Consider the following 22,812-nt stretch of genomic DNA (forward strand, 5'->3'; position numbering starts at 1 on the left):
ACCTGACGCCAGAAGAGTACCGGCTGATGGCTGAAAACCCGGAAATCTCAAAAAGTGCGTGGAACTAAAACGGGTGTGCTTACACTGGCACTCATTCCCCACTGCTCTGTTTCTCTCTGAGCATCGAGCAATAACCCACGACATTTCGACTAAATTTCGCTATCTTGTTTAGCATATAAAACAACGAGTGCTGAAGATGGCGTGAATCACGCTTGATTTGGCCTGTAATGTTAAGTCAGTAAAACGAGATTGCATGATGAGCGTAATGTTTGACCCGGAAACTGCGATTTATCCCTTCCCGCCGAAACCCACGCCTTTGAGCAGGGATGAAAAACAATTTTATCGTGAAAAAATCAAGCGCCAGCTTAAAGAGCGGGATGCGGTGATGGTGGCTCACTACTACACCGACCCGGAAATCCAGTCTCTTGCGGAAGAGACCGGCGGGTGTATTTCTGACTCGCTCGAGATGGCTCGATTCGGCGCTAACCACCCGGCGTCCACGCTACTGGTCGCAGGGGTTCGTTTCATGGGCGAAACGGCGAAAATCCTTAGCCCCGAAAAAACCATTTTAATGCCTACCCTCAATGCCGAATGCTCACTGGATCTCGGCTGCCCGATTGAGGCGTTCAATGCTTTCTGCGACCAGCACCCGGATCGCACGGTGGTCGTCTATGCTAATACCTCTGCCGCGGTAAAAGCCCGGGCGGACTGGGTCGTGACATCCAGTATTGCGGTAGAACTGATAGAACATCTCGACAGCCTGGGTGAGAAAATCATTTGGGCACCGGATCGCCACCTTGGCAGCTACGTTCAAAAGCAGACCGGCGCCGATGTGCTGTGCTGGCAGGGTGCCTGCATCGTGCATGATGAATTTAAAACTCAGGCGCTGGCGCGGATGAAGGCGCTGTACCCGAATGCAGCGGTGCTGGTTCATCCTGAATCACCGCAGGCCGTGGTGGATATGGCCGATGCTGTAGGCTCGACCAGCCAATTGATCAATGCTGCTAAAACTCTGCCGCACCAGCAGCTTATTGTGGCTACAGATCGCGGGATATTTTATAAAATGCAGCAGGCGTGTCCGGACAAAGAGCTACTGGAGGCGCCAACCGCTGGAGAAGGGGCAACCTGCCGCAGCTGTGCACATTGCCCGTGGATGGCAATGAACGGGCTTAAAGCGATTGCTGAGGGGCTGGAGCAGGGCGGGGCCGCACACACGATTGAAGTGGATGCGGCGCTGCGTGAAGGCGCGCTGGTTCCACTTAATCGCATGCTCGACTTTGCGGCAGAATTGCGTCGAACGATTAAAGGCAACGCGTAACAGCATTACGCTCTGGGGAGTTCATGGATTTTTTTAGCACGCAGAACATTCTCGTCCACATCCCCATTGGGGCGGGCGGGTATGACTTATCATGGATTGAAGCCGTGGGAACGCTGGCGGGATTGCTATGTATCTGGCTTGCCAGCCTGGAGAAGATAGGCAACTATGCCTTCGGGTTAATTAACGTCACGCTGTTTGCCATCATTTTCTTTCAGATTCAGCTCTACGCCAGCCTTCTTTTGCAGCTGTTCTTTTTTGTGGCGAACATTTACGGCTGGTACGCCTGGTCGAGGCAAAGCAGTAACCATCAATCCCTGCTGCATATTCGCTGGCTACCTTTGCCTAAGGCAATTGCATGGCTGGTGATTATCGTCGCAGCGATTGGGTTGATGACGCTGTTTATCGATCCGGTCTTTGCCTTCCTGACCCGGGTTGCGGTGTCTGTGATGCAGAGTCTGGGGCTGAACGTCACCTTGCCGGAACTACAGCCAGACGCCTATCCGTTCTGGGACTCGTGCATGATGGTGCTGTCGATTGTGGCGATGATACTTATGACCCGGAAATACGTGGAAAACTGGCTGCTGTGGACGGTCATTAACGTCATCAGCGTGGTTATCTTTGCCCTGCAGGGCGTTTACGCGATGTCGCTGGAATACCTCATTCTGACTTTCATTGCGCTCAATGGCAGCCGGATGTGGATTAACAGCGCGCGGCAGTCCGGCTCGCGCGCCTTCTCCTGATCAATGGTGATGATGGGCGTGGCCGGCGTGGTGGTCATGCTCATTCAGGTCGCAGTCCGGGCCGTGACAAACCTGATACTCCATCTGTACCGTGGCATGCTCTATCTGATACTCGTGCTCGAGGAAGTGATGTATGCGCGCCAGCAAAGCATCATGATCGTGAGGCGGTACAACCTGAACATGCAGCGTCATCAGCGGTTTTTCACCTACCAGCCAGATATGGACGTGATGCACGTTACGCACTTCTGGTATCGAGCGGGAAAGATTGCGCTTCAGGGCTGCAATGTCTATGGCGCCCGGCGCACCTTCTAATAGCTCATTGACGCTCTCTTTCAACAAACTCCAGGCGCTACGTAGCACCAGGCAGGACACCAGCACCGACAGGATGGGGTCAATCGGCGTCCAGCCGGTCCAGAGAATCACCACCGCGGCCACAATTGCCCCCACTGAACCCAGCAAATCACCCAGAACATGCAGCGCTGCCGCGCGGACGTTGAGGTTTTTCTCTCCGCTGCCGCTGTGCAGGATCCAGAAAGAGACCAGGTTCGCCAGCAGCCCGGCGATCGCAATGGTCAGCATTGCCCAGCCTGCAATAGGCTGAGGATTTGAGAAGCGCTGAATCGCTTCCCAGACGATAAGTATGGTGATAACCACCAAAGCGATAGCGTTTACAAAAGCGGCAAGCGTCGTCAGGCGTAGCCAGCCAAAGGTATGCCGGGCGTTGGGCGGCCGACGAGCAAAATGCACGGCCAACAAAGCAAACAGCAGCGCCGCTGCGTCGGTGAGCATATGGCCGGCATCGGCCAGCAGAGCCAGCGAGCCGGAAAGCAGGCCGCCGATAACTTCGGCAACCATAAAAATCGCCGTGATGAGGAAGGCAAACAACAGGCGTTTTACGTTACTGTCTGAAGGTGTGTGTTGGTGTGAATGCGCCATAATCTCTCACAAATATCAGTCGCGGTGAGCTAATTATAACCGTTTCCTGGTTTCAACTTGTTGAAAGATGCCGATAAAAAAAGAGAGCCGTCTGGCCCTCTTTCAACTATTTTTTGTGCGGGAACTACTGCGAGGTTCCGTCGACTTTTTTGTTCACCTCTTGCCCGCTCTTGGTCTCAACTTTTTTGTTGGTGTCCGGGCAGCGTCCATCTTTGCACATGCTGTTTTTGTGTACTTCGCTCTTGCTCATTTTGTGGTGAGAGCTGTTGATCTTGTCATTGCTGACGCCGTTCGGCGCTATTTTCTGATGTGCATCAGGCGCGACCTGGCCTGCTTCGGCACTGGCGTTTGCCTGCCCGTTATTTGCGCGCGACGCAGAGTCCGCGGCATAAACGATTCCGCTGCCCAGTGTCAGCGTGGCGGTTAATAGCAGTGTAGTTAACTTTTTCATATTGATGCTCCTGGTCTGGTCGTTATGGCTGGATAACGTCTTCCAACGGTGCAGTGAATAATGCTGAAAAGCCCTGCAGGGCAGCCGTCTGCATCGGGATTTAATTTTCAAAATAGTATTCCATATTGAAAATTTAATATTTTTCAGCGTTAACAGTTGAAAAGTGTAGTTATCAGGAGTGCGTTCGCCATGTTTTCGCTGTTTTTTCCAACTTTTCAGGATTAATCTGTGATAAGTGTAAAAGCCCGTTTACACTTGTGGTTATGCGAGTTAGATTGAAAGGATTGCAACGAAGAAAAATATCAGGACGACCCCGGAAATATCATGAATTATCAGAACGACGACTTAAGAATTAAAGAGATTAACGAGCTTCTCCCCCCTGTAGCGCTGTTGGAAAAATTCCCCGCCACTGAAAAAGCCGCCCACACTGTCTCTCAGGCGCGTAAAGCGATCCATAAAATCCTTAAAGGCAGCGACGATCGCCTGCTGGTGGTGATTGGGCCATGCTCCATTCACGACACGAAAGCCGCGAAAGAGTACGGCACGCGTCTGCTGGCATTGCGTGAAGAGCTACAGGGCGAGCTGGAAGTGGTGATGCGCGTCTATTTTGAAAAACCACGCACTACGGTGGGCTGGAAAGGCTTGATTAACGATCCGCACATGGACAGTAGCTACCAGATTAACGACGGTCTGCGTATTGCGCGTAAACTGCTGCTGGATATCAACGATTCCGGCCTGCCAGCGGCGGGGGAATTCCTCGATATGATCACGCCTCAGTATCTGGCGGATCTAATGAGCTGGGGCGCTATCGGTGCGCGTACCACTGAATCACAGGTGCACCGCGAACTGGCTTCTGGCCTCTCTTGCCCGGTTGGCTTTAAAAACGGCACCGACGGCACGATCAAAGTTGCGATTGATGCCATCAACGCCGCTGGAGCACCGCACTGCTTCCTGTCCGTAACCAAGTGGGGCCATTCCGCTATCGTCAACACCAGCGGGAACGGTGACTGCCACATTATTCTGCGTGGCGGCAAAGAGCCTAACTACAGCGCGAAGCATGTGGAAGAGGTCAAAGCTGGCCTGGTTAAAGCGGGGCTTGAGCCACAGGTGATGATCGATTTCAGCCACGCCAACAGCAGCAAACAGTTTAAAAAGCAGATGGATGTTTCTGCCGACGTTTGCGGCCAAATTGCCGGCGGCGAAAAGGCCATCATCGGCGTGATGATTGAAAGCCATCTGGTAGAAGGCAACCAAAGCCTGGAGAGCGGCGAGCCGCTGGTCTACGGCAAAAGCGTTACCGACGCCTGCATTGGCTGGGATGATACAGAAGTGGCGCTGCGCCAGCTTGCCGCTGCGGTAAAAGCTCGTCGCAACTAATGGCCTGATTTGAGCAATAAAAAAGGCGTGGTGCTTACCACGCCTTTTGTTTGCTGACAAAGAGGGAAAAATCGTGGTTTTTCCCTCTTTGTGGTTATCAGCCGAAAATCAATGAATTGATTTTCCTGTTTTTCAACAAGCCTTCTGGTATTTCTTCTATAACCATAGGTTTGTCAGCAGTCTTGGGGCGTGGTGCTTACCACGCCTTTTTTTATGGGCGGCGAATTACTTCGCTTTGCCCTGGTTGGCTACTGCGGCGGCTTTCGCTGCGATTTCGTCAGCGTTGCCCAGGTAGTAACGTTTCAGCGGTTTGAAGTTCTCATCGAACTCATAAACCAGCGGCACGCCGGTAGGGATGTTCAGCTCGAGGATCTCATCTTCGCTCAGGTTATCCAGGTATTTAACCAGTGCGCGCAGGGAGTTACCGTGAGCCGCAACGATAACGCGCTCGCCGGATTTCATGCGTGGCAGAATGGACTCATTCCAGAACGGCGTTACGCGGTCGATGGTCAGCGCCAGGCTTTCGGTAGTTGGCAGTTCGCTGTCGGTCAGTTTAGCGTAACGTGGATCGTGGCCAGGGAAGCGCTCGTCGTCTTTAGACAGCTCTGGTGGGGTGATTGCGAAGCCGCGACGCCACTGTTTAACCTGCTCGTCACCGTATTTTTCAGCGGTTTCAGCTTTGTTCAGACCCTGCAGGGCGCCGTAGTGACGCTCGTTCAGTTTCCAGGATTTCTCGACCGGCAGCCAGGCCTGGTCCAGTTCATCGAGGATGTTCCACAGAGTGTGGATGGCACGTTTCAGCACAGAGGTGTAAGCGAAGTCGAAAGTGAAGCCTTCGTCCTTCAGAAGCTTACCGGCAGCCTTAGCTTCGGTACGACCTTTATCAGACAGATCAACATCATACCAACCAGTGAAGCGGTTTTCGTTGTTCCACTGGCTTTCGCCGTGACGAACCAGTACCAGCTTAGTAACAGCCATGATTTACTCCTTAATGAGCCTGGGATTAATGATAACAATTATCATTATATTGCCGCGCCATAAGCCACGGCAATGATAAACGTTTAACATAGCGAAAAAGCGCGTGGAGTGTAAGGTGGTTGTAAAAGGTTGTTATATTTTTGGCTCGATCTGGCGGGAAAGTCAGCGATTTGGTGAGAAATTGCCCTTAATCAAAAGGGCAAGAGGTTTTAATGGGGCTGAAACTGGTATTCCGTAATGCTGAGATACGTCTCATCCGGTTTTAACCAGCAGTCCGGCTGCGGCCATTCCGGGTTATTTGGGCTGTCCGGCAGGAAGCCGCTCTCCAGCGCCAGACCGTTCCAGTCGCTGTAGTTTTCTTTATCGCGTGCAGGGGTGCCCGCCAGATAGTTTCCGCTATAGACCTGTAGCGCGGGTGCCGTCGTAAACACGTTCATTTCCAGCGCACCGTCGGTGGACCAGACTCGTGCAACGGGTTGGCTGAGATCGCCTTTGGCCTGCAGCAGAAAAGCATGGTCGTAGCCTTTGGTGATTTGCTGATCGGCGTCGGCCAGAAAATCTTGTGCAAGCGTCTTAGGTTCACGAAAGTCAAAGCCGGTGTTGACTACTTCTTTCAGGTCTCCAGCAGGCAAGCCGCTGGCGTTGACCGGTAAATAGCTGTCGGCCAGCAATTGAAGTTTATGCTGCCGCACATCGCTTTGAACGCTGTCAAGATTGAAGTAGGCGTGGTTGGTGAGACCGACCGGGCACGGCTTATCGACGGTGGCACGAAGCTCGATGCTGATGCGGTTATCTTCCGTTAAGGCATAGCGCGCCGTGGTGTGTAATTTACCGGGGAAACCCTGATCGCCGTCGCAGGAATCTAGCGCGTACGTCACAGCCTGCTCATTTTGCACGGCAATGCGCCAGCGTCGTTTGTCGAAGCCTTCCGGCCCGCCGTGAAGCTGATTTTCGCCCTGGTTAATCTCAAGCTGGAGCATTTCACCGCCAACGGTAAGCTTCCCTCCAGCAATACGGTTAGCGTAGCGCCCGACGGTCGCACCCATAAAGGCACTTTGCTGTAAATACTGCTCAGGCGAAGCGCAGCCCAGCAGCGTTTCCCGCACGCTACCGTCTTTGAGCGGCACCCGACAGGAAAGCAAGGTCGCGCCCCAGTCCATCAGCGTGACAACCATCCCCGCGCTATTGCGCAGGGTGGTAAGCCGAAACGGCTGGCCATCCGGCGCCAGCTGCGGCGTCTCTTTTAGCATTGACCTGCTCCTTCGGAGGCTTTGCAAATGTAGAAGGTTTCTTTAATCCCGGTTTTGCTCTCGTACTGTTCTTCCACAGCCTGTTTCACGGTCGGGACGAGATCTTCAGGCACCAGTGCGACAATACAGCCCCCAAAACCACCGCCGGTCATACGTACGCCACCTTTCTCGCCAATCGCCGCTTTGACGATCTCTACCAGAGTATCGATTTGTGGCACGGTGATTTCGAAATCATCGCGCATGGAGGCGTGAGATTCTGCCATCAGCTGGCCCATGCGAACCAGATCACCTTTGGCAAGTGCATCTGCGGCTTCCACGGTACGGATATTTTCTGTCAGCACGTGACGAACGCGTTTGGCAACAATTGGATCCAGCTCGTGCGCTACGGCATTGAATTTTGCCAGCTCAACGTCGCGCAGGGCTTTCTGGCTAAAGAAACGGGCACCGGTTTCACACTGTTCGCGGCGGGTGTTGTATTCGCTACCCACCAGCGTGCGCTTGAAGTTACTGTTGATGATGACTACTGCAACGCCTTTTGGCATGGAGACCGCTTTCGTTCCCAGGGAGCGGCAATCAATCAGCAGGGCGTGGTCTTTCTTGCCAAGGGCGGAAATCAGCTGATCCATAATGCCGCAGTTGCAGCCGACAAACTGATTCTCTGCTTCCTGGCCATTGAGCGCCAGTTGAGCGCCATCCAGAGGCAGGTGGTACAGATGCTGGAAGACTTTGCCGACCGCGACTTCCAGCGAGGCTGACGAACTTAACCCTGCGCCCTGCGGTACATTGCCGCTGATCACCATATCCACACCGGAAAAGTTTTTATCTCGCTTTTGCAGATGCTTCACTACGCCGCGAACATAGTTAGCCCACTGTTGCGTGTTATGCGAGACGATAGGGGCATCAAGGGAGAAACTGTCCTGTTGATTGTCATAATCAGCGGCAACAACTCGCACGATACGGTCATCTCGTTTGGCACAGCTGATAACCGTCTGGTAATCAATGGCGCAGGGCAGCACGAAACCATCATTGTAATCGGTGTGCTCACCAATCAGGTTTACACGGCCCGGGGCCTGAATAGCGTGGGTGGCCGGATAGCCAAATTGTTCAGCGAACAGACGCTGGGTTTTCTCTTTCAGACTCATAATGACGCTCCTGACTGGCGGAAATGGATATCACTGACGGCACGCAAGCGTTCTGCGGCTTGCTCTGCGGTTAAATCTCGTTGGGTTTCGGCCAGCATTTCATAGCCGACCATAAATTTACGTACCGTGGCGCTGCGCAGCAGCGGCGGGTAGAAATGTGCGTGAAGCTGCCAGTGCTGATTGCTTTCACCGTTGAACGGCGCGCCGTGCCAGCCCATTGAGTAGGGGAAGGAGCACTGAAAGAGGTTGTCATAGCGGCTGGTGAGTTTTTTCAGCGCTAACGCCAGGTCAGCACCTTGTTCTGCGCTGAGGTCGGTAATACGCAGGACGTGGGTTTTGGGCAGCAGCAGTGTTTCGAACGGCCAGGCTGCCCAGTAAGGGACGACGGCCAACCAGTGTTCGGTTTCAACCACGGTGCGTCTACCGTCCGCCCGTTCACGCTGCACGTAGTCCAGCAGCATTGGGGTGCCCTGGTGGGCGAAATATTCACGTTGTAGGGCGTCTTCACGGGCGACCTCATTAGGCAAAAAGCTGTTTGCCCAAACCTGTCCGTGAGGATGTGGGTTGGAGCAGCCCATGGCCGCGCCTTTGTTTTCAAATACCTGAACCCACGGGTATGTCTGCCCCAGCTCAGCGGTCTGCTGTTGCCAGGTTTGTACGACTTCTTCCAGAGCGGGAAGCGTAAGCTCTGGCAATGTTTTACTGTGGTCGGGAGAGAAGCAGATAACCCGGCTGGTACCGCGCGCGCTTTCGCAACGCATCAAGGGATCCTGGTTCGCTGGGGCATCGGGCGTGTTTGTCATCAGCGCCGCAAAATCGTTGGTAAAAACGAAAGTGCCGGTGTACTCGGGATTTTTATCCCCGGTAACGCGCGTATTCCCTGGGCAAAGAAAACAGTCCGGATCGTGCGTCGGAAGTTTTTCTTGCGCAGGTGTTTCCTGCGCGCCCTGCCAGGGGCGTTTCGCCCGATGTGGCGAAACCAAAATCCATTGACCCGTTAGAGGGTTATAGCGGCGATGCGGGTGATCGACCGGGTTAAACTGCTCCATCACATATCCTTAATCTTCATAACCTTGGGGATGGCGTGACTGCCAGCGCCAGGTATCGTCTGCCATTTCCTGCAGCGAACGGCTGACACGCCAGTTGAGTTCTTTGTCGGCTTTGGTGGCGTCGGCCCAGTAGGCCGGCAGATCGCCATCACGACGAGGGGCAAAGTGGTAGTTCACCGGTTTACCACAGGCTTTGCTGAAGGCGTTCACCACGTCGAGCACGCTGCTGCCGACGCCTGCGCCCAGGTTGTAAATATGGACGCCTGGTTTACCGTTAAGTGCCTGCATAGCGGCGACGTGGCCGTCGGCGAGATCCATCACGTGGATGTAATCACGCACGCCGGTGCCATCTTCGGTTGGGTAATCGTTACCAAAGATAGCCAGCGAGTCACGGCGGCCTACGGCAACCTGTGCGATGTACGGCATCAGGTTATTTGGGATGCCCTGAGGATCTTCACCCATATCGCCCGACGGATGGGCGCCAACCGGGTTGAAGTAGCGCAGCAGCGCAACGCTCCAGTTTGGCTGAGCTTTTTGCAGGTCGGTAAGAATTTGCTCAACCATCAGCTTGCTTTGGCCGTAAGGGCTGGCGGGTTTACCGGTAGGGAAACTTTCTACATAAGGGATTTGAGGCTGGTCACCGTAAACGGTAGCAGAAGAGCTGAAGATGAAGTTAGTGACATTTGCCGCGCGCATGGCGGCGATAAGCTTCAGGGTGCCGGTCACGTTGTTGTCGTAATACTCCAGCGGCTTATTCACCGATTCGCCGACGGCTTTCAGACCGGCAAAATGGATCACAGCGTCAATACGATGATCGTGGAAAATTTCTGCCAGCAGGGCTTCGTCGCGAATATCACCATTGATAAACAGCGGATGCTTGCCGCCCAGACGTTCAATTTCTGGCAGTACGCTGCGTTTGCTGTTGCAGAGGTTATCGAGGATCACCACGTCATGACCGTTTTGCAGCAATTGTACGCAGGTATGACTCCCAATGTAACCGCTACCACCTGTGACCAAAACTCTCATTTTTCGCTCCATATAGCCTATGGGTTAAGATAACCATAGCATAACAGATGGCTGAAAAATGTGATATGCACCAGATTAGTGGTATCGTTTACACTGCGTCAGTAATACGGCTAAAACAGTATACAAGGCATTGTAAAACAGACAGGTAGAATAAAAGCGTACGGCTATTCCGAAAGTCAGGTCAGGAATAGCCGCCGTGTGTTGCGAGATTACGCGGGAAGAATTTTTTCCAGCTGGTAGCCGTATTTGTCGCCGTCGGGTATGAACGTCAGCCGATGGGTAATGCACTGCGGCGCATCTTCGGCGTGGTGGGACACAAACAACAGCTGCGTTTCTCCCTCGCCAATCAAAATATCGACAAAGCGGCGTATCAGCTGCCGGTTGAGCGGATCCAGCCCTTGCAGAGGCTCGTCGAGGATGAGCAATGTGGGGTGCTTAACCAGCGCGCGGGCGATCAACGCCAGGCGCTGCTGTCCCCAGGACAAACTATGGAATGGCGCATCGGCGGTGGCGTTATCCATCCCTAACATATGCAGCCATTCTCGGGTCAGCTTCTGTTGACGATCTGAAACGGCCTGATAGATCCCAATGGAGTCAAAATAGCCCGACAGAATAACGTTTCGCACGGTGGTGCTCACGCGGTAATCCAGATGCAGGCTGCTGCTGACGTATCCAATGTGCTTTTTGATATCCCAGATTGTCTCGCCGCTGCCCCGGCGGCGGCCAAACAGCGTCAGATCGTTGCTGTAGCCCTGCGGATGATCGCCAGTGATCAGGCTGAGTAGCGTTGATTTTCCTGCGCCGTTAGGGCCGACAATTTGCCAGTGCTCGCCGGGATTCACTGACCAGCTAAGTTTGTGCAGGATAGGGCGATCGTTGTATTCCACCACGCCATCGTTAAGCACAATACGAGGCTGGTTTTCCGGCAGTGTATAGCGAGCGGAAGGATCGTCAGCTTCCGGGAGCGCCACGCCCGCCAGCTTCTCGCTGTGGGCTAACTGAGCGATGAGCGCCTGCTCAAGTAGCGCCTGCTTTTTACCGCTTTCTGTCAGCGTGCAGTCCGCCAGCACGCCGGCAAATTGCACAAAATCCGGGATTTCATCGAATCGGTTCAGGACCAGAACCAGGGTGTAGCCCTGGGCGCTAAGCTGCTCGAGAAGGCTTGCTAACTGCTGGCGGGATTTCACGTCCAGCCCGTCGAACGGCTCATCCAGGATCAGCAGTTCTGGCTCTGACATCAACGCCTGGCAAAGCAGCGTTTTGCGCGTTTCCCCCGTCGACAGGTATTTAAAGCGGCGAGTGAGCAGATGTTCAATGCCAAACAGTGCGGCCAGTTCGCCGCAACGAGCCTCGTCGACCACCTCTTCCTGTATAATTTCTGCGGTGGTGCGGCCGGTGTCGTCTTCGTCGGCGCTTAGCATATCGGTGTTATTACGCTGCCATTCGTCGCTGACCAGCTTTTGCAACTGTTCAAAAGAGAGATGAGCAATGCGGGTGAAGCCGCAGTGGCGTTCGCCCTTCATGATGGGCAGGCTACCGGCCAGCGCACGGGCAAGAGCGGATTTGCCGCTGCCGTTCGCCCCAACAAAGGCCCAGCTTTCTCCGGAGCGGAGGGTAAGGTCGTTCAGGGTAAGGGTTTTTATGTCGCTAAGGTGAAACGTACCTTGCGAAATTTGCAACGCAGACATGTTTTATCCCATTTTTTGCAGCGATGAAGCTACAGATTTACGGCGTGTCTGCGTTGATGTCAATGAGAAGCGGACTTTTAGCAGAGTGTGGCGACAATCACCCTGTCTGCATTGAAATATGCTGTGACCTTAGCACCTTCTGCCAGCGCCTGTTGTTCTACGTGGATATTCGGCAGGGTGGCACACAGCGTCTGGCCATCCGCCAACTGAACCAGCACTTCACTTTGTTCTTTGCCCTGCTCAATGCTGCTGATTTTGCCCGGCAACTGGTTATCGGCATTGCCCGCCGCATTAGCATCAGTCGTGACGTCTATCCACGGCGCTTTGATAAGCACCAATACTTCTTTGCCTTCATCCAGCCCAAGTCGCTCTGCGCTTTGGCGGGTAATCGCCGCTTTCAGACGAGTTTCACCGTCAGCCAGCAGAATATCGACGTGCTGCTGAACCTGTTCGTCATCGCGTTTAAGTACCGTACCAAACAGCTGATTGCGGGCGCTTGTTTGCAGCGAAAAGCGGGAAATGGCGGCGAGCAGACTGTCTAAAGGCAGGGCATCATCCTGCAGAACATCAAAGGCCTTTTGTTGAATTTGCGCGAGCAGATCGTAAAGCTGAATAAGGCGCTCGCCGTATCGTGTCAGGACGGCACCGCCGCCGCCTTTGCCGCCGGTAGCGCGATCAACCAGGCTTGATTCTGCCAACTGGTTCATTTCGTTAATGGCATCCCAGGCGCTTTTGTAACTGATACCCGCCAGTTTTGCACCCTGGCTAATGGAACCCGTGTGGCGAATTTGTTTAAGCAGCGCAATGCGTCGCGGGTCGGCGAACAGCCGTTGCTGGAGTTTCAGCGTTAATAAAATTTCAGCCTGCATAGTTTCTCCGCGCCGCAAACCGGCTCAGCGTTTCCCTTTGTAATCATGGGGAAAATTATATCAGCTCGCCGCCAGGGGACAAATCGTTCCTGATTGAGCACAGCAATTTCATGGTTACTTTTCGATTATATCGAGTTAATAACCAGTTTTTTTCTTTTTATTAGATTTTAATTTTTATTAACTAGGTCTTATTTAGAGATTAATTTCATTAAAAGAATAGTTTCGTCTTGTGATTACCCCTATTATCCCTGCCGTACATTGGATGACAGAACAGACATATCTCGGGATTGGGGGCAACTATGAGTACGCTGACAACAAAAGGAAATGAGGCAAAAGAGAACCGCTTACTGAACGGTTTTCTTAATGCCATTGAAAAAGCCGGTAACCGATTGCCTGAACCCGCGCTGATTTTCTTCTATTTTTTACTGATTGTGATGGGGCTGTCCGCCGTGCTGTCACAGCTGGAGTTTGACATCGTTAATCCGGTAACGCAGCAGGCCGTGCAGATCAATAATCTGCTTTCCGCCGAGGCGTTAACGCTTACGCTTTCTACGATGGTGACCACTTTTACCAGCTTTGCTCCTTTAGGCATTGTTCTGGTGGCGATGCTGGGCGTCGGTGTTGCTGAAAGCTCCGGCTTTATTAACGTTGCGTTGAAAAAAATGCTGCGCGTTACGCCGAAAAAACTGCTGACGCCGATGCTGATTTTTGTCGCTATGTTTAGCCACGTCGCGGCGGATGCGGGATATGTGCTGGTGATCCCTCTCGGTGCCATTATTTTTATGTCTGCCGGGCGCCATCCTTTGGTGGGGATCGCGGCGGCATTTTCCGGCGTATCCGGTGGCTTTGCGGCCAATATGGTGCCAACCGGGAACGACGCGCTGCTGCAAGGTTTCACCCAGGCCGCAGCTCAGCTGCTCGACTCAACGTATACCGTGAACACGCTGTGTAATCTGTTCTTCGGGATCGGCTCAACAATATTGATTACTCTCGTTGGCTGGTGGGTGACGGAGAAAATCGTCGAGCCCCGGGTCAGTAAAATGGCGGTTGATGGCGACTTTAAGCATGATGAAGACATGTCCAGCGTCACGCCAGAAGAGAGCCGGGCATTCCGTCGTGCGGGGCTGGTGATGCTCCTGAGTTTGCTGGGGCTAGCCGCTGCCGCCTGGCCTGAAAGCTCAACGCTACGAAGCTCTGCAGGCGCGTTAACCGACTTTGGGGCGCCCATCATGAAGTCTATCGTCCCGCTTATCTTCCTTATTTTTATTCTGCCGGGCATTGTCTATGGTTTTGCGGCGGGCACCTTCAAATCGGGGAAAGATGTCATTGGGGCGATGAACGACTCAATGAGCAAAATGGGTTCTTATATGGTGATGGCGTTTTTCTGTGCGCTGTTTATCAAAGCCTTCAGCGATTCGAATATTGGTACACTGGTGGCGCTGGCGGGGGCGGACGGCCTGAAAGCCATGGCGCTGCCGGGAGAGGCGACAATCATCGGCATGGTGCTTCTGACGGCGCTGGTTAATCTGCTGATTGGTTCGGCTTCGGCAAAATGGGCGCTGCTGTCGCCTATTATGGTGCCGATGCTTATGGCCGTGGGGATATCGCCAGAGCTTACGCAGGCGGCATTCCGCATCGGTGATTCTTCCACAAACATTATCACGCCGATGATGGTGTTCTTCCCGCTGATCGTGATTTACTGCCAGCGCTATGTGAAAGGCGCTGGCGTGGGCACGCTGGTGTCGATGATGATGCCTTATTCTATCGCCTTCCTGGTGAGCTGGAGCCTCTTCCTGCTGGTATGGTGGGGACTTGAAATGCCGCTTGGTATTGCGGCACCTTATACCTGGTCAGCCGGATAAGCCGAGGTAGGCGGGCAAATGGCACAAAAGGAGAGTGCGTTTTTCTCAACCGACGCTAGAATAATCATTCTCGCTTTTGCCGGAGGCAACTATGTTCGAGTTATTGAAAAGCCTGGTGTTTGCCGTGGTCATGGTGCCGGTTGTGATGGCAGTGATCCTCGGTCTCATCTACGGATTGGGTGAAGTGTTTAACGTCTTTTCAAAAGTCGGTCATCGCGACCAACAGCCGAAACAGCATCACTGATTCCCTGAAGGCCCGGCATTTGCCGGGTTTTCTCTTTCTGCCGCCTTAGCGCCCTCTACATACTCTCTTTCCGTTGATCTCCGTCAAGAACTTTAAAGCCCTTCTTCTTTCTGCCGATAAATTCTGTATCTTCCGCATTGCAATCGTTATATTTCACGTTACATAACGAAACAAACGGAGTGAAAACATGAATCAACGTTGGGTTCGCCTTGCCCTGGGCGCGGCATTATCTGTTTCTCTGGCAGGCCAGGCACTGGCTGAAAGTAGTAAAATTACCGTCTTTGCGGCGGCGTCGTTAACCAATGCGATGCAGGATATTGCCACGCAATATCAGAAAGAGAAGAAAGTTGAGATCGCTTCTTCTTTTGCCTCTTCCTCCACCCTGGCTCGCCAGATTGAAGCGGGGGCGCCGGCCGATCTGTTTATTTCTGCCGATCAGAAATGGATGGATTATGCTGTTGAGAAAGACACCATCAAAACGGACACTCGCAAAACGTTACTGGGTAACAGCCTGGTTGTCGTCGCGCCGACCGCCAGCAAGCAGGGCGACATCACCATTGATGCGAAAACCGACTGGGCATCGCTGCTGAAAGGTGGCCGTCTGGCCGTGGGCGATCCCGATCATGTTCCTGCGGGGATTTACGCCAAGGAGGCGCTGCAAAAGCTGGGCGCATGGGATAGCTTATCCAGTAAACTTGCTCCGGCGGAAGATGTCCGTGGTGCGCTGGCGCTGGTTGAGCGCGACGAAGCGCCGCTGGGCATCGTTTACGGTTCTGACGCCGTCGCTGGAAAAGGCGTAAAAGTCGTGGGGACCTTCCCGGAAGATTCCCACAAGAAAGTGGAATACCCGATTGCGATTGTGAAAGGCCACGATAACCCGTCAGTGACCGCGTTCTATAGCTATCTGAAAGGACCGGAAGCGGCGAAAGTCTTCCAAAAATACGGATTTACGACGAAACAATGATATTGAGCGATCCCGAGTGGCAGGCGGTACTGCTAAGCCTAAAAGTCTCATCTATTGCGGTACTCTTCAGCCTTCCTGTCGGGATCTTCTTTGCCTGGGTGCTGGTTCGTTGCCGCTTTCCGGGCAAAGCCTTGCTCGACAGCCTGATTCATCTTCCCTTAGTCCTGCCGCCGGTGGTGGTGGGCTATTTGCTATTGGTGGCTTTTGGCCGCCGTGGTTTTATTGGTGCCTGGCTATATGACTGGTTTGGCATTACCTTCGCCTTTAGCTGGCGAGGGGCGGTGCTGGCGGCGGCGGTGATGTCTTTCCCGCTGATGGTCAGGGCAATCCGCCTTGCGCTGGAAGGGGTTGATCTCCGTCTTGAGCAGGCCGCCAGAACGCTGGGCGCAGGGCGCTGGCGTGTTTTTTGCACCATTACTTTGCCGTTAACGTTGCCGGGTATTATTGCGGGTACCGTGCTGGCCTTTGCCCGATCGCTGGGCGAGTTTGGCGCGACAATTACTTTTGTGTCCAACATTCCCGGTGAAACCCGAACGCTGCCTTCGGCTATGTATACCCTGATTCAAACTCCCGGCGGAGAAAGCGCCGCCGCACGTTTGTGCCTGATCGCTATCGTGCTGGCGATGGTCTCACTGCTGGTGGCCGAATGGCTGGCGAGAGTCAGCCGCAAGCGTACGGGGGCAAACTGATGCTGGAACTTAACTTCGTTCAGACGCTGGGTACGCACCGGCTGGAAATCAACGAAACCCTGCCGGGCCAGGGCATCACGGCTGTTTTTGGTGTTTCTGGGGCAGGGAAAACCTCATTAATCAATGCGATTAGCGGCCTGACTAAGCCGGAGAAGGGGCGTATCGTGCTGAACGATCGCGTTCTGAGCGATGCCGAAAAACAGCTTTATCTGCCGCCGGAAAAACGCCGGGTGGGCTATGTCTTCCAGGACGCGCGCCTGTTCCCGCACTACCGCGTTCGCGGCAATTTAAAATACGGCATGGCAAAAAGCATGGCCGGCCAGTTTGATAAGCTGGTGGCATTGCTCGGCATCGAAGAGTTGCTGGAGCGTTTTCCCTGGAGCCTTTCCGGCGGTGAAAAGCAGCGTGTTGCCATTGGACGGGCACTTCTGACCGCGCCGGAACTGCTGCTGCTGGACGAGCCGCTAGCCTCTCTGGATATTCCCCGTAAACGTGAATTGTTGCCTTATCTCCAGCGGCTCGCCCGCGAGATCAATATTCCCATGCTGTACGTGAGCCACTCGCTGGAGGAAATCTTACATCTGGCGGATAAAGTGCTGGTGCTGGATGCGGGAAATGTTAAAGCGTTTGGTAACCTTGAAGAGGTTTGGGGCAGCAGCGTGATGCATCCGTGGCTGCCTAAAGAGCAGCAAAGCAGCGTGCTGAAAGTGACCGTGCTTGAGCATCATCCTCATTACGCTATGACGGCGCTGGCGCTTGGCGATCAGCACCTGTGGGTGAACAAAATCGACAAACCGGTGCAGGCCCCACTGCGCATTCGCATCCAGGCTTCTGACGTCTCGCTGGTGCTTCAGCCGCCGGTTAACAGTAGTATTCGTAACGTGCTGCGGGCAAGGGTTGCCCAGTGCTTTGACGACGAAGGGCAGGTGGAGGTTCAGCTCGAAGTGGGCTCCCGCACGCTGTGGGCGCGCATCAGCCCCTGGGCCCGGGACGAACTGGCGGTAAAACCCGGCCAGTGGCTGTATGCGCAAGTGAAAAGCGTGTCGATCGCAACCTGATTACAACACGTACTTATAAAGCGTTTCGGCGATGCCGGTTTCAAGATTCGTGCCGATAGTCATATCGGCGCGGAATTTAATTGCGTCGTCAGCATTGCCCATGGCCACACCCATCCCGGCGCTTTCCAGCATGCTCAGATCGTTGTAGTTGTCACCGAACGCAATCACCTGATCCATGGCCAGACCCTGAGACGCTACCCACTGAGCCAGACGGGCGCCTTTACTGTTGCCACGCTGGGCGACGTCAACCTGATCGTGCCACGACCACTCACAGGAGAGATCCAGTTCGCGCTCTACCTCAACGGTAAACTGCTTGAGCTTAGGAATATCTGAATCCGTCAGGGCGAATTTCCAGATAGCCTCCACATCCTGAGCCGCCTCTTTGAGTGAAGGCACGCTACGGAAAACCGGGCGCTGCTGCTCAGGTAATGATTGCGCCCAGGTTTGGGTGCGGGCGACGTGGGCTTTGACGTGTTCTGAGCTTTCGAGATAAAGCATCGCATCGTCGACGTACATCAGGCCATGTACCCGGTGAGCTGCCAGTAAATCCACCATTTGTGCGGCCTGCTCCGGGCGAAGAGGATCGGATGCCAGAACCTTTTTTGCATGATAATCATACAAATAAGTGCCATTGCAGCAAATTGCAGGTGTATCCAAAGCCAGTGCCTGATAAAAAGGATGTATGGCGACATGATGGCGACCCGTTACGATAACCACTTTCACGCCCGCTTCGCGAGCTTGCTGAAGGGCCGTAATGGACTCCGGGAGAATGGTTTTTTGCGGGGTCAGTAGGGTGCCATCGAGATCGAGAGCAATTACGCGATAACTCATTTAGGGTTCCAGTCATTATTCATAAGGTTCGTTCCGATGGTACACCGCTCACGCTATAGCGCAAAATAGCTCGCGCCGTGAGCCGGCCTTATGATGCTTACTTACGACGTCAGGAGGAAAGTAAAGTCATGAAACAGACAGTTTATACCGCCAGCCCGGAAAGCCAGCAGATCCACGTCTGGACGTTGCACGCCAGCGGTGAAATGACCCTTGTGCAGGTGGTTGATGCCCCAGGGCAAGTTCAGCCGATGGTTATCAGCCCGGATAAACGCTTCCTGTACGTTGGCGTGCGCCCCGAGTTTCGCGTAGTGGCTTACCGCATTACGCCGGATGATGGCTCTCTGACAGAAGCTGGCGTGGCACCTCTGCCGGGCAGCCCAACCCACATTTCTACCGATCGCAAAGGCCGCTTCTTGTTCAGCGCGTCATACAACGCGGCAAACGTGGCGGTGATTAGCCTTGAAAACGATGGCCTGCCGGGCGAAACCGTCGATGTGGTTGAAGGGCTGGACGGCTGCCACTCGGCGAATATTTCCCCGGATAACCGCACGCTCTGGACGCCTGCGCTGAAGCAGGATCGTATTTGCCTGTTCACGCTGTCCGATGACGGCAAGCTGGTGGCGCAAACGCCTGCTGAGGTCACGACGGTTGAGGGCGCAGGCCCGCGCCACATGGCGTTTCACCCGAACCAGCAGTATGTGTATTGCGTGAACGAGCTGAACAGCACCGTTGATGTCTGGGAACTGCGCGACCCGCACGGCAAAATTGAATGCGTGCAGACGCTGGACTTTATGCCGCCAGGTTTCACCGGTACCCGCTGGGCTGCCGATATCCATATCACCCCGGACGGTCGCCATCTTTATGCCTGTGACCGCACCGCCAGCATCATTACCGTCTTCAGCGTTTCCGAAGATGGCAGCGTGCTGAATATCGAAGGCTACCAGCCTACGGAAGAGCAGCCTCGCGGTTTCAACGTTGACCACAGCGGTAAGTACCTGGTTGCCGTTGGGCAGAAATCCCATCATGCCGCCGTGTACAAAATTAACGGCGAGCAGGGGCTGCTGGAAGAAAAAGGCCGCTACGCCGTCGGGCAGGGCCCAATGTGGGTTGTGATTAACGCGCACTGATTGTCAGCCATAAAAAAACCTCGCCGCGGCGAGGTTTTTTCTTACTGAACTAAAAATTACTTCTCTTCGACGACCGGGCTGCCTACACCACGGTTATTGAACTCCCACATGCGGTTGAAGCTCGGGTCATTCAGATCGCGTTTGATCGCGCCTTTATCGTCTTTGGTGCCAATGTTGCCAGCGAACGGACGCTTGGACTCCAGCGCATCGCCCCACGGTTTAGCCGTGTTGAAACCTTCGTTGATCACGCTGTCGCGGATCACAACCTGGCCATTTGCGGCCTGGCCTAAATCCCATGAGCGACCCAACTGAGCGTCACCGGCTGCGGTAAAGCGGCTGTTGATTGCCAGGAAGCCGTAGTAGATGTTTGGCAGCGTGGCTGGTGCGAACACGGAACCTTCTTTGGTGCGGCTGTTCACCAGGCGGAAATCAGTGTTATCAAACACCACGGCACCGCGGCCTGCGACCACATCCACATCGCCTTCAATGTAGCTGTTGGTCACCAGCGTACGCGGCTGACGATTGGTCAACATGCGGTTCTGAACATCGCTGTTGGTGACGAAGAAGGTGTTCTGGCGGCCCAGCAGGTGAACGTTATTCAGCTGTACTTTATCGCCATCGCTGCGCAGCGCCACGGCCTGGTGATTACCGGCGTCCACGCTGTCACCCAGGGTGTTCTGGATGGTCAGGTTCTGGAGCTGCAGGCCATTATTCTGTGACCAAACGGCAGCGGAACACATCACGCCCACAGTCGCGCCGCGGCGGCTCTGGCAGTTATCGAACATGTACCAGGCGGGTTTCCCTGGCATGTATTTCCCGCCCGGGTTAACGGTGCGACGCCAGGTTGTCGGGTCGATTTCAGAGTCCAGCGTCAGGCCGATTTTGACATCATCTGCGTTGCCGGAGGTACCGTACAGCGTCACGCTACCGGAAGCCGCAGGAATATACACCGTACCTTCATATTGACCCGGCATGATGGCGATATACAGGCGAGAGCTGCTGTGCTTGATAATAGCAGCGTCCACCGCGGCCTGGACTGATGTGTGGGTGACGCCAGGCGTACCGGCAGGGCCAACCACGAAATCAGGCTGCTGAGGCGTGCGAATTGAGGACGGCGCCCACGGGGCTTCATTTGGGTTCATCGCGGTGAAGTAGCGCGCTGCCACAAAATTCTGTGCTTCGTCAGCCGCCAGGATAGGGCGGGACTGGGTTCCCGGCGCCACCTGAGTAGACGGTTTGTCCTGGGGTGGGGTTGAGCTACATGCACTCAGCGCCACGGCGAAAGCCAGGGCTGCGGCGCGACGAGAAACCGATAATGTGTTCAAGGTTGCTCCTTGCTGTACGGTGGAATAGAGGGTTATTTCAAAACCTGCTTTTTATACTAAGTTGAGCGAAACGGGAAGCCGATTTGTGCAAATCGGCTTCAGAAAGGGGGGAGCGGGTATTTTTCGGCGATGAAAAAGCGATTTGTTATTCTTTTTCTACTTCGTACTGACCGTTTTTTTTGCGAATAATATATTTGTGGTCATCATCGCAGGAGACGGTAAGTGAACCTCCGAATGCGGCGGGGTACACGCTGTTCACGGTATCGCACTGATAACCCGCCTGGCGAATCACTGACTGTGTCTCCGCCTTTAGCTGGGGCGAGCCGGTATCGGCCAGGGCGCTGCCTGCCATCAGGCAGAAGCTGAGTACAACGGTTCTCTTCATTTCTGTCTCTCTGTGATGTGAATCTGGTGAAAGGTTAATCGGCAGCGAGACGGGAAGGGATTAATAACTTAACTGGATTTATTTGAGTAAATTCATTCCAGAAATCGATTAGCGGAAGGGCAGACCAGGCCGGCAAGCGATACCGACCCGGTTGAAACAGAAACTAGTGGAAAAACTCAGGATTTTTTACCGCCTGCGCGACGGCCACAATTAATTTATCCAGCTGTTCAGGGCCGATGATATAAGGCGGCATCAGGTAGATCAGGCGGCCAAACGGCCGGATCCACACGCCCTGTTCGACAAAGAAACGCTGCAAAGCGGCCATATCTACAGGCCGGCGTGTTTCCACCACGCCAATAGCACCCAGTACGCGCACGTCGGCTACGTTTTCGTTCGCCGTCAGCGGCAGCAAACCTTCCCGAAGCTGCTGCTCAATCGCCAGAACCTGCTGCTGCCAGTCTCCTTCCGCCAGGAGCGCCAGGCTTTCACTGGCAACCGCGCAGGCGAGCGGGTTCCCCATAAAAGTTGGGCCGTGCATAAAGCAGCCGGCTTCACCGTCGCTGATGGTTTCTGCGACATGGCGGGTGGCAAGCGTTGCGGAGAGCGTCATTGTGCCGCCGGTTAGCGCTTTGCCGAGACACATGATATCCGGTGAAATATCCGCGTGGTCGCAGGCGAACAGTTTCCCGGTGCGGCCAAAACCTGTCGCGATCTCGTCGGCGATCAGCAGAATCCCCTCCCGGTCGCACATGCGGCGGAGGCGTCGCAGCCATTCAGGGTGGTAAAAACGCATGCCCCCCGCGCCCTGGACGACAGGCTCCAGAATAACGGCGGCAATCTCTTCGCGATGTGCAGCCATCAGGCGGGCAAACGGCACGATATCCATCTCGTTCCATTCATCACCAAAGCCGCACTGCGGAGCAGGGGCAAAAAGATGCTCAGGCAAATAGCCCTGCCACAGGCTGTGCATCGAGTTATCAGGATCGCAGATTGACATCGCACCAAACGTATCGCCGTGATAGCCATTGCGGAAGGTCAGAAAACGCTGGCGAGGCTGTCCCCTGGCGTGCCAGTACTGCAGCGCCATTTTCATGGCGACCTCAACGGCGACGGAACCGGAGTCCGCCAGAAACACACATTCCAGCGGGGCAGGTGTCATCGCGACCAGCTTGCGGCACAGCTCAACGGCAGGTGGGTGCGTAATACCACCGAACATCACGTGTGACATGCTATCAATCTGGCGCTTCATGGCCTGATTCAGTCGCGGGTGGTTGTAGCCATGAATAGCCGCCCACCAGGAGGACATGCCGTCGACGAGCATGCGTCCGTCAGCCAGCTGCAGCTCACAGCCCGCCGCGGCCACAACGGGATAAACCGGGAGCGGCTGGCTCATCGAGGTGTAAGGGTGCCAGATATGTCGCTGGTCAAACGCTAAATCATCAGGGGTCATAGGGTGACTTGTAAACCATTTGAAAAACATTTAGGTTTACGAGTATAACGTCA

At 54.4% G+C, this 22,812-nt stretch carries 22 protein-coding genes and 1 pseudogene; 10 read left to right on the forward strand and 13 right to left on the reverse strand.

Going from position 1 to position 22,812, the window contains the following annotated elements; all coding sequences use genetic code 11:
* The 3 genes and pseudogenes from ACR6JA_RS20810 to pnuC form a co-directional block, all read left to right on the forward strand.
* Positions 1 to 68, forward strand: a pseudogene (locus ACR6JA_RS20810) (integrase); the annotation flags it as partial.
* A gap of 188 nt (positions 69 to 256) precedes the next feature.
* Complete coding sequence (nadA, locus tag ACR6JA_RS20815) at positions 257 to 1,318, forward strand: quinolinate synthase NadA (protein ID WP_494494367.1); 1,062 nt, start codon at positions 257 to 259, stop codon at positions 1,316 to 1,318.
* A gap of 23 nt (positions 1,319 to 1,341) precedes the next feature.
* Positions 1,342 to 2,058, forward strand: a complete 717-nt coding sequence (gene pnuC / locus ACR6JA_RS20820; RefSeq protein ID WP_213713403.1) for a nicotinamide riboside transporter PnuC — start codon at positions 1,342 to 1,344, stop codon at positions 2,056 to 2,058.
* Here pnuC and zitB read toward each other — a convergent pair whose 3' ends face one another.
* Together zitB and ACR6JA_RS20830 are read right to left on the reverse strand one after the other, a co-directional pair.
* Positions 2,059 to 2,994 (reverse strand): CDF family zinc transporter ZitB, encoded by a 936-nt coding sequence (gene zitB, locus ACR6JA_RS20825; RefSeq protein WP_213713405.1) that lies wholly within the window; start codon positions 2,992 to 2,994, stop codon positions 2,059 to 2,061.
* Between the two features lie 124 nt (positions 2,995 to 3,118).
* Positions 3,119 to 3,451, reverse strand: a complete 333-nt coding sequence (locus tag ACR6JA_RS20830; protein ID WP_494494368.1) for a YbgS-like family protein — start codon at positions 3,449 to 3,451, stop codon at positions 3,119 to 3,121.
* A gap of 318 nt (positions 3,452 to 3,769) precedes the next feature.
* On the opposite strand from ACR6JA_RS20830, the gene aroG reads away from it, so the two are divergent.
* Positions 3,770 to 4,822, forward strand: coding sequence for a 3-deoxy-7-phosphoheptulonate synthase AroG (gene aroG, locus ACR6JA_RS20835; protein WP_494494339.1), 1,053 nt, complete (start codon positions 3,770 to 3,772; stop codon positions 4,820 to 4,822).
* A 225-nt stretch (positions 4,823 to 5,047) separates the two neighbouring features.
* Here the strand turns inward: aroG and gpmA are convergent, their stop codons facing one another.
* The 7 genes from gpmA to modE all read right to left on the reverse strand — a co-directional run bounded on the left by gpmA (position 5,048) and on the right by modE (position 12,824).
* Positions 5,048 to 5,800, reverse strand: coding sequence for a 2,3-diphosphoglycerate-dependent phosphoglycerate mutase (gene gpmA, locus ACR6JA_RS20840; RefSeq protein WP_008456186.1), 753 nt, complete (start codon positions 5,798 to 5,800; stop codon positions 5,048 to 5,050).
* A 209-nt stretch (positions 5,801 to 6,009) separates the two neighbouring features.
* Positions 6,010 to 7,050 carry a galactose-1-epimerase gene (galM, locus tag ACR6JA_RS20845; protein WP_494494340.1) on the reverse strand — a complete coding sequence of 347 codons (1,041 nt, stop codon included), beginning with the start codon at positions 7,048 to 7,050 and terminating at the stop codon, positions 6,010 to 6,012.
* Positions 7,044 to 8,192, reverse strand: a complete 1,149-nt coding sequence (gene galK / locus ACR6JA_RS20850) for a galactokinase (protein WP_213716657.1) — start codon at positions 8,190 to 8,192, stop codon at positions 7,044 to 7,046. The genes galM and galK overlap by 7 nt, the downstream gene beginning before the upstream one ends.
* The gene (gene galT / locus ACR6JA_RS20855) at positions 8,189 to 9,241 is read right to left on the reverse strand and encodes a galactose-1-phosphate uridylyltransferase (RefSeq protein ID WP_213716658.1); all 1,053 of its coding nucleotides are present in this window, start codon (positions 9,239 to 9,241) and stop codon (positions 8,189 to 8,191) included. Before galT ends, galK begins: the two co-directional genes overlap by 4 nt.
* A 9-nt stretch (positions 9,242 to 9,250) precedes the next feature.
* Positions 9,251 to 10,267: a UDP-glucose 4-epimerase GalE gene (galE, locus tag ACR6JA_RS20860; RefSeq protein WP_008456192.1), complete on the reverse strand. Its 1,017-nt coding sequence runs from the start codon at positions 10,265 to 10,267 to the stop codon at positions 9,251 to 9,253.
* 209 nt (positions 10,268 to 10,476) lie between these two features.
* Positions 10,477 to 11,955: a molybdate ABC transporter ATP-binding protein ModF gene (gene modF, locus ACR6JA_RS20865; RefSeq protein WP_213716659.1), complete on the reverse strand. Its 1,479-nt coding sequence runs from the start codon at positions 11,953 to 11,955 to the stop codon at positions 10,477 to 10,479.
* A 77-nt stretch (positions 11,956 to 12,032) separates the two neighbouring features.
* Complete coding sequence (gene modE, locus ACR6JA_RS20870; protein WP_008456206.1) at positions 12,033 to 12,824, reverse strand: molybdenum-dependent transcriptional regulator; 792 nt, start codon at positions 12,822 to 12,824, stop codon at positions 12,033 to 12,035.
* A 299-nt stretch (positions 12,825 to 13,123) separates the two neighbouring features.
* Here modE and ACR6JA_RS20875 point away from each other — a divergent pair, with 299 nt between their 5' ends.
* From ACR6JA_RS20875 to modC, 5 genes are all read left to right on the forward strand, one after another.
* The gene (locus tag ACR6JA_RS20875; RefSeq protein WP_494494341.1) at positions 13,124 to 14,686 is read left to right on the forward strand and encodes an AbgT family transporter; all 1,563 of its coding nucleotides are present in this window, start codon (positions 13,124 to 13,126) and stop codon (positions 14,684 to 14,686) included.
* A 91-nt stretch (positions 14,687 to 14,777) separates the two neighbouring features.
* Positions 14,778 to 14,930 (forward strand): AcrZ family multidrug efflux pump-associated protein, encoded by a 153-nt coding sequence (locus ACR6JA_RS20880; RefSeq protein WP_008456213.1) that lies wholly within the window; start codon positions 14,778 to 14,780, stop codon positions 14,928 to 14,930.
* 187 nt (positions 14,931 to 15,117) lie between these two features.
* Positions 15,118 to 15,894, forward strand: a complete 777-nt coding sequence (gene modA, locus ACR6JA_RS20885) for a molybdate ABC transporter substrate-binding protein (protein ID WP_494494342.1) — start codon at positions 15,118 to 15,120, stop codon at positions 15,892 to 15,894.
* Positions 15,891 to 16,583, forward strand: coding sequence for a molybdate ABC transporter permease subunit (gene modB, locus ACR6JA_RS20890; RefSeq protein ID WP_494494343.1), 693 nt, complete (start codon positions 15,891 to 15,893; stop codon positions 16,581 to 16,583). Before modA ends, modB begins: the two co-directional genes overlap by 4 nt.
* On the forward strand, positions 16,583 to 17,641 hold the full coding sequence (gene modC, locus ACR6JA_RS20895) for a molybdenum ABC transporter ATP-binding protein ModC (protein ID WP_336709390.1): 1,059 nt from the start codon (positions 16,583 to 16,585) through the stop codon (positions 17,639 to 17,641). The genes modB and modC overlap by 1 nt, the downstream gene beginning before the upstream one ends.
* Here the strand turns inward: modC and ACR6JA_RS20900 are convergent, their stop codons facing one another.
* Positions 17,642 to 18,472: a pyridoxal phosphatase gene (locus ACR6JA_RS20900; protein WP_494494344.1), complete on the reverse strand. Its 831-nt coding sequence runs from the start codon at positions 18,470 to 18,472 to the stop codon at positions 17,642 to 17,644. It abuts the gene before it with no gap.
* Between the two features lie 128 nt (positions 18,473 to 18,600).
* Between ACR6JA_RS20900 and pgl the strand changes: the two genes are divergently transcribed.
* On the forward strand, positions 18,601 to 19,599 hold the full coding sequence (pgl, locus tag ACR6JA_RS20905; protein WP_008456226.1) for a 6-phosphogluconolactonase: 999 nt from the start codon (positions 18,601 to 18,603) through the stop codon (positions 19,597 to 19,599).
* Positions 19,600 to 19,655: 56 nt separating this feature from the next.
* Here the strand turns inward: pgl and ACR6JA_RS20910 are convergent, their stop codons facing one another.
* The 3 genes from ACR6JA_RS20910 to bioA all read right to left on the reverse strand — a co-directional run bounded on the left by ACR6JA_RS20910 (position 19,656) and on the right by bioA (position 22,759).
* Entirely contained in the window at positions 19,656 to 20,924 is a 1,269-nt protein-coding gene (locus tag ACR6JA_RS20910) for a putative acyl-CoA thioester hydrolase (RefSeq protein ID WP_494494345.1), read from the reverse strand.
* A gap of 145 nt (positions 20,925 to 21,069) precedes the next feature.
* Positions 21,070 to 21,309 carry a hypothetical protein gene (locus ACR6JA_RS20915; protein ID WP_008456230.1) on the reverse strand — a complete coding sequence of 80 codons (240 nt, stop codon included), beginning with the start codon at positions 21,307 to 21,309 and terminating at the stop codon, positions 21,070 to 21,072.
* A 163-nt stretch (positions 21,310 to 21,472) separates the two neighbouring features.
* A complete protein-coding gene (gene bioA, locus ACR6JA_RS20920) occupies positions 21,473 to 22,759 on the reverse strand; it encodes an adenosylmethionine--8-amino-7-oxononanoate transaminase (RefSeq protein ID WP_494494346.1) in 1,287 nt (428 codons plus the stop codon).
* Between the last annotated feature and the right edge of the window lie 53 nt (positions 22,760 to 22,812).

It is taken from the genome of Cedecea sp. B1(4) (assembly GCF_059414925.1).

Coding starts and splice junctions, on each gene's coding strand:
- nadA (WP_494494367.1), top strand. CDS start 257: ATGAGCGTAATGTTTGACCCGGAAACTGCGATTTATCCCTTCCCGCCG.
- pnuC (WP_213713403.1), top strand. CDS start 1,342: ATGGATTTTTTTAGCACGCAGAACATTCTCGTCCACATCCCCATTGGG.
- zitB (WP_213713405.1), bottom strand. CDS start 2,994: ATGGCGCATTCACACCAACACACACCTTCAGACAGTAACGTAAAACGC.
- aroG (WP_494494339.1), top strand. CDS start 3,770: ATGAATTATCAGAACGACGACTTAAGAATTAAAGAGATTAACGAGCTT.
- gpmA (WP_008456186.1), bottom strand. CDS start 5,800: ATGGCTGTTACTAAGCTGGTACTGGTTCGTCACGGCGAAAGCCAGTGG.
- galM (WP_494494340.1), bottom strand. CDS start 7,050: ATGCTAAAAGAGACGCCGCAGCTGGCGCCGGATGGCCAGCCGTTTCGG.
- galK (WP_213716657.1), bottom strand. CDS start 8,192: ATGAGTCTGAAAGAGAAAACCCAGCGTCTGTTCGCTGAACAATTTGGC.
- galT (WP_213716658.1), bottom strand. CDS start 9,241: ATGGAGCAGTTTAACCCGGTCGATCACCCGCATCGCCGCTATAACCCT.
- galE (WP_008456192.1), bottom strand. CDS start 10,267: ATGAGAGTTTTGGTCACAGGTGGTAGCGGTTACATTGGGAGTCATACC.
- modF (WP_213716659.1), bottom strand. CDS start 11,955: ATGTCTGCGTTGCAAATTTCGCAAGGTACGTTTCACCTTAGCGACATA.
- modE (WP_008456206.1), bottom strand. CDS start 12,824: ATGCAGGCTGAAATTTTATTAACGCTGAAACTCCAGCAACGGCTGTTC.
- ACR6JA_RS20875 (WP_494494341.1), top strand. CDS start 13,124: ATGAGTACGCTGACAACAAAAGGAAATGAGGCAAAAGAGAACCGCTTA.
- ACR6JA_RS20880 (WP_008456213.1), top strand. CDS start 14,778: ATGTTCGAGTTATTGAAAAGCCTGGTGTTTGCCGTGGTCATGGTGCCG.
- modA (WP_494494342.1), top strand. CDS start 15,118: ATGAATCAACGTTGGGTTCGCCTTGCCCTGGGCGCGGCATTATCTGTT.
- modB (WP_494494343.1), top strand. CDS start 15,891: ATGATATTGAGCGATCCCGAGTGGCAGGCGGTACTGCTAAGCCTAAAA.
- modC (WP_336709390.1), top strand. CDS start 16,583: ATGCTGGAACTTAACTTCGTTCAGACGCTGGGTACGCACCGGCTGGAA.
- ACR6JA_RS20900 (WP_494494344.1), bottom strand. CDS start 18,472: ATGAGTTATCGCGTAATTGCTCTCGATCTCGATGGCACCCTACTGACC.
- pgl (WP_008456226.1), top strand. CDS start 18,601: ATGAAACAGACAGTTTATACCGCCAGCCCGGAAAGCCAGCAGATCCAC.
- ACR6JA_RS20915 (WP_008456230.1), bottom strand. CDS start 21,309: ATGAAGAGAACCGTTGTACTCAGCTTCTGCCTGATGGCAGGCAGCGCC.
- bioA (WP_494494346.1), bottom strand. CDS start 22,759: ATGACCCCTGATGATTTAGCGTTTGACCAGCGACATATCTGGCACCCT.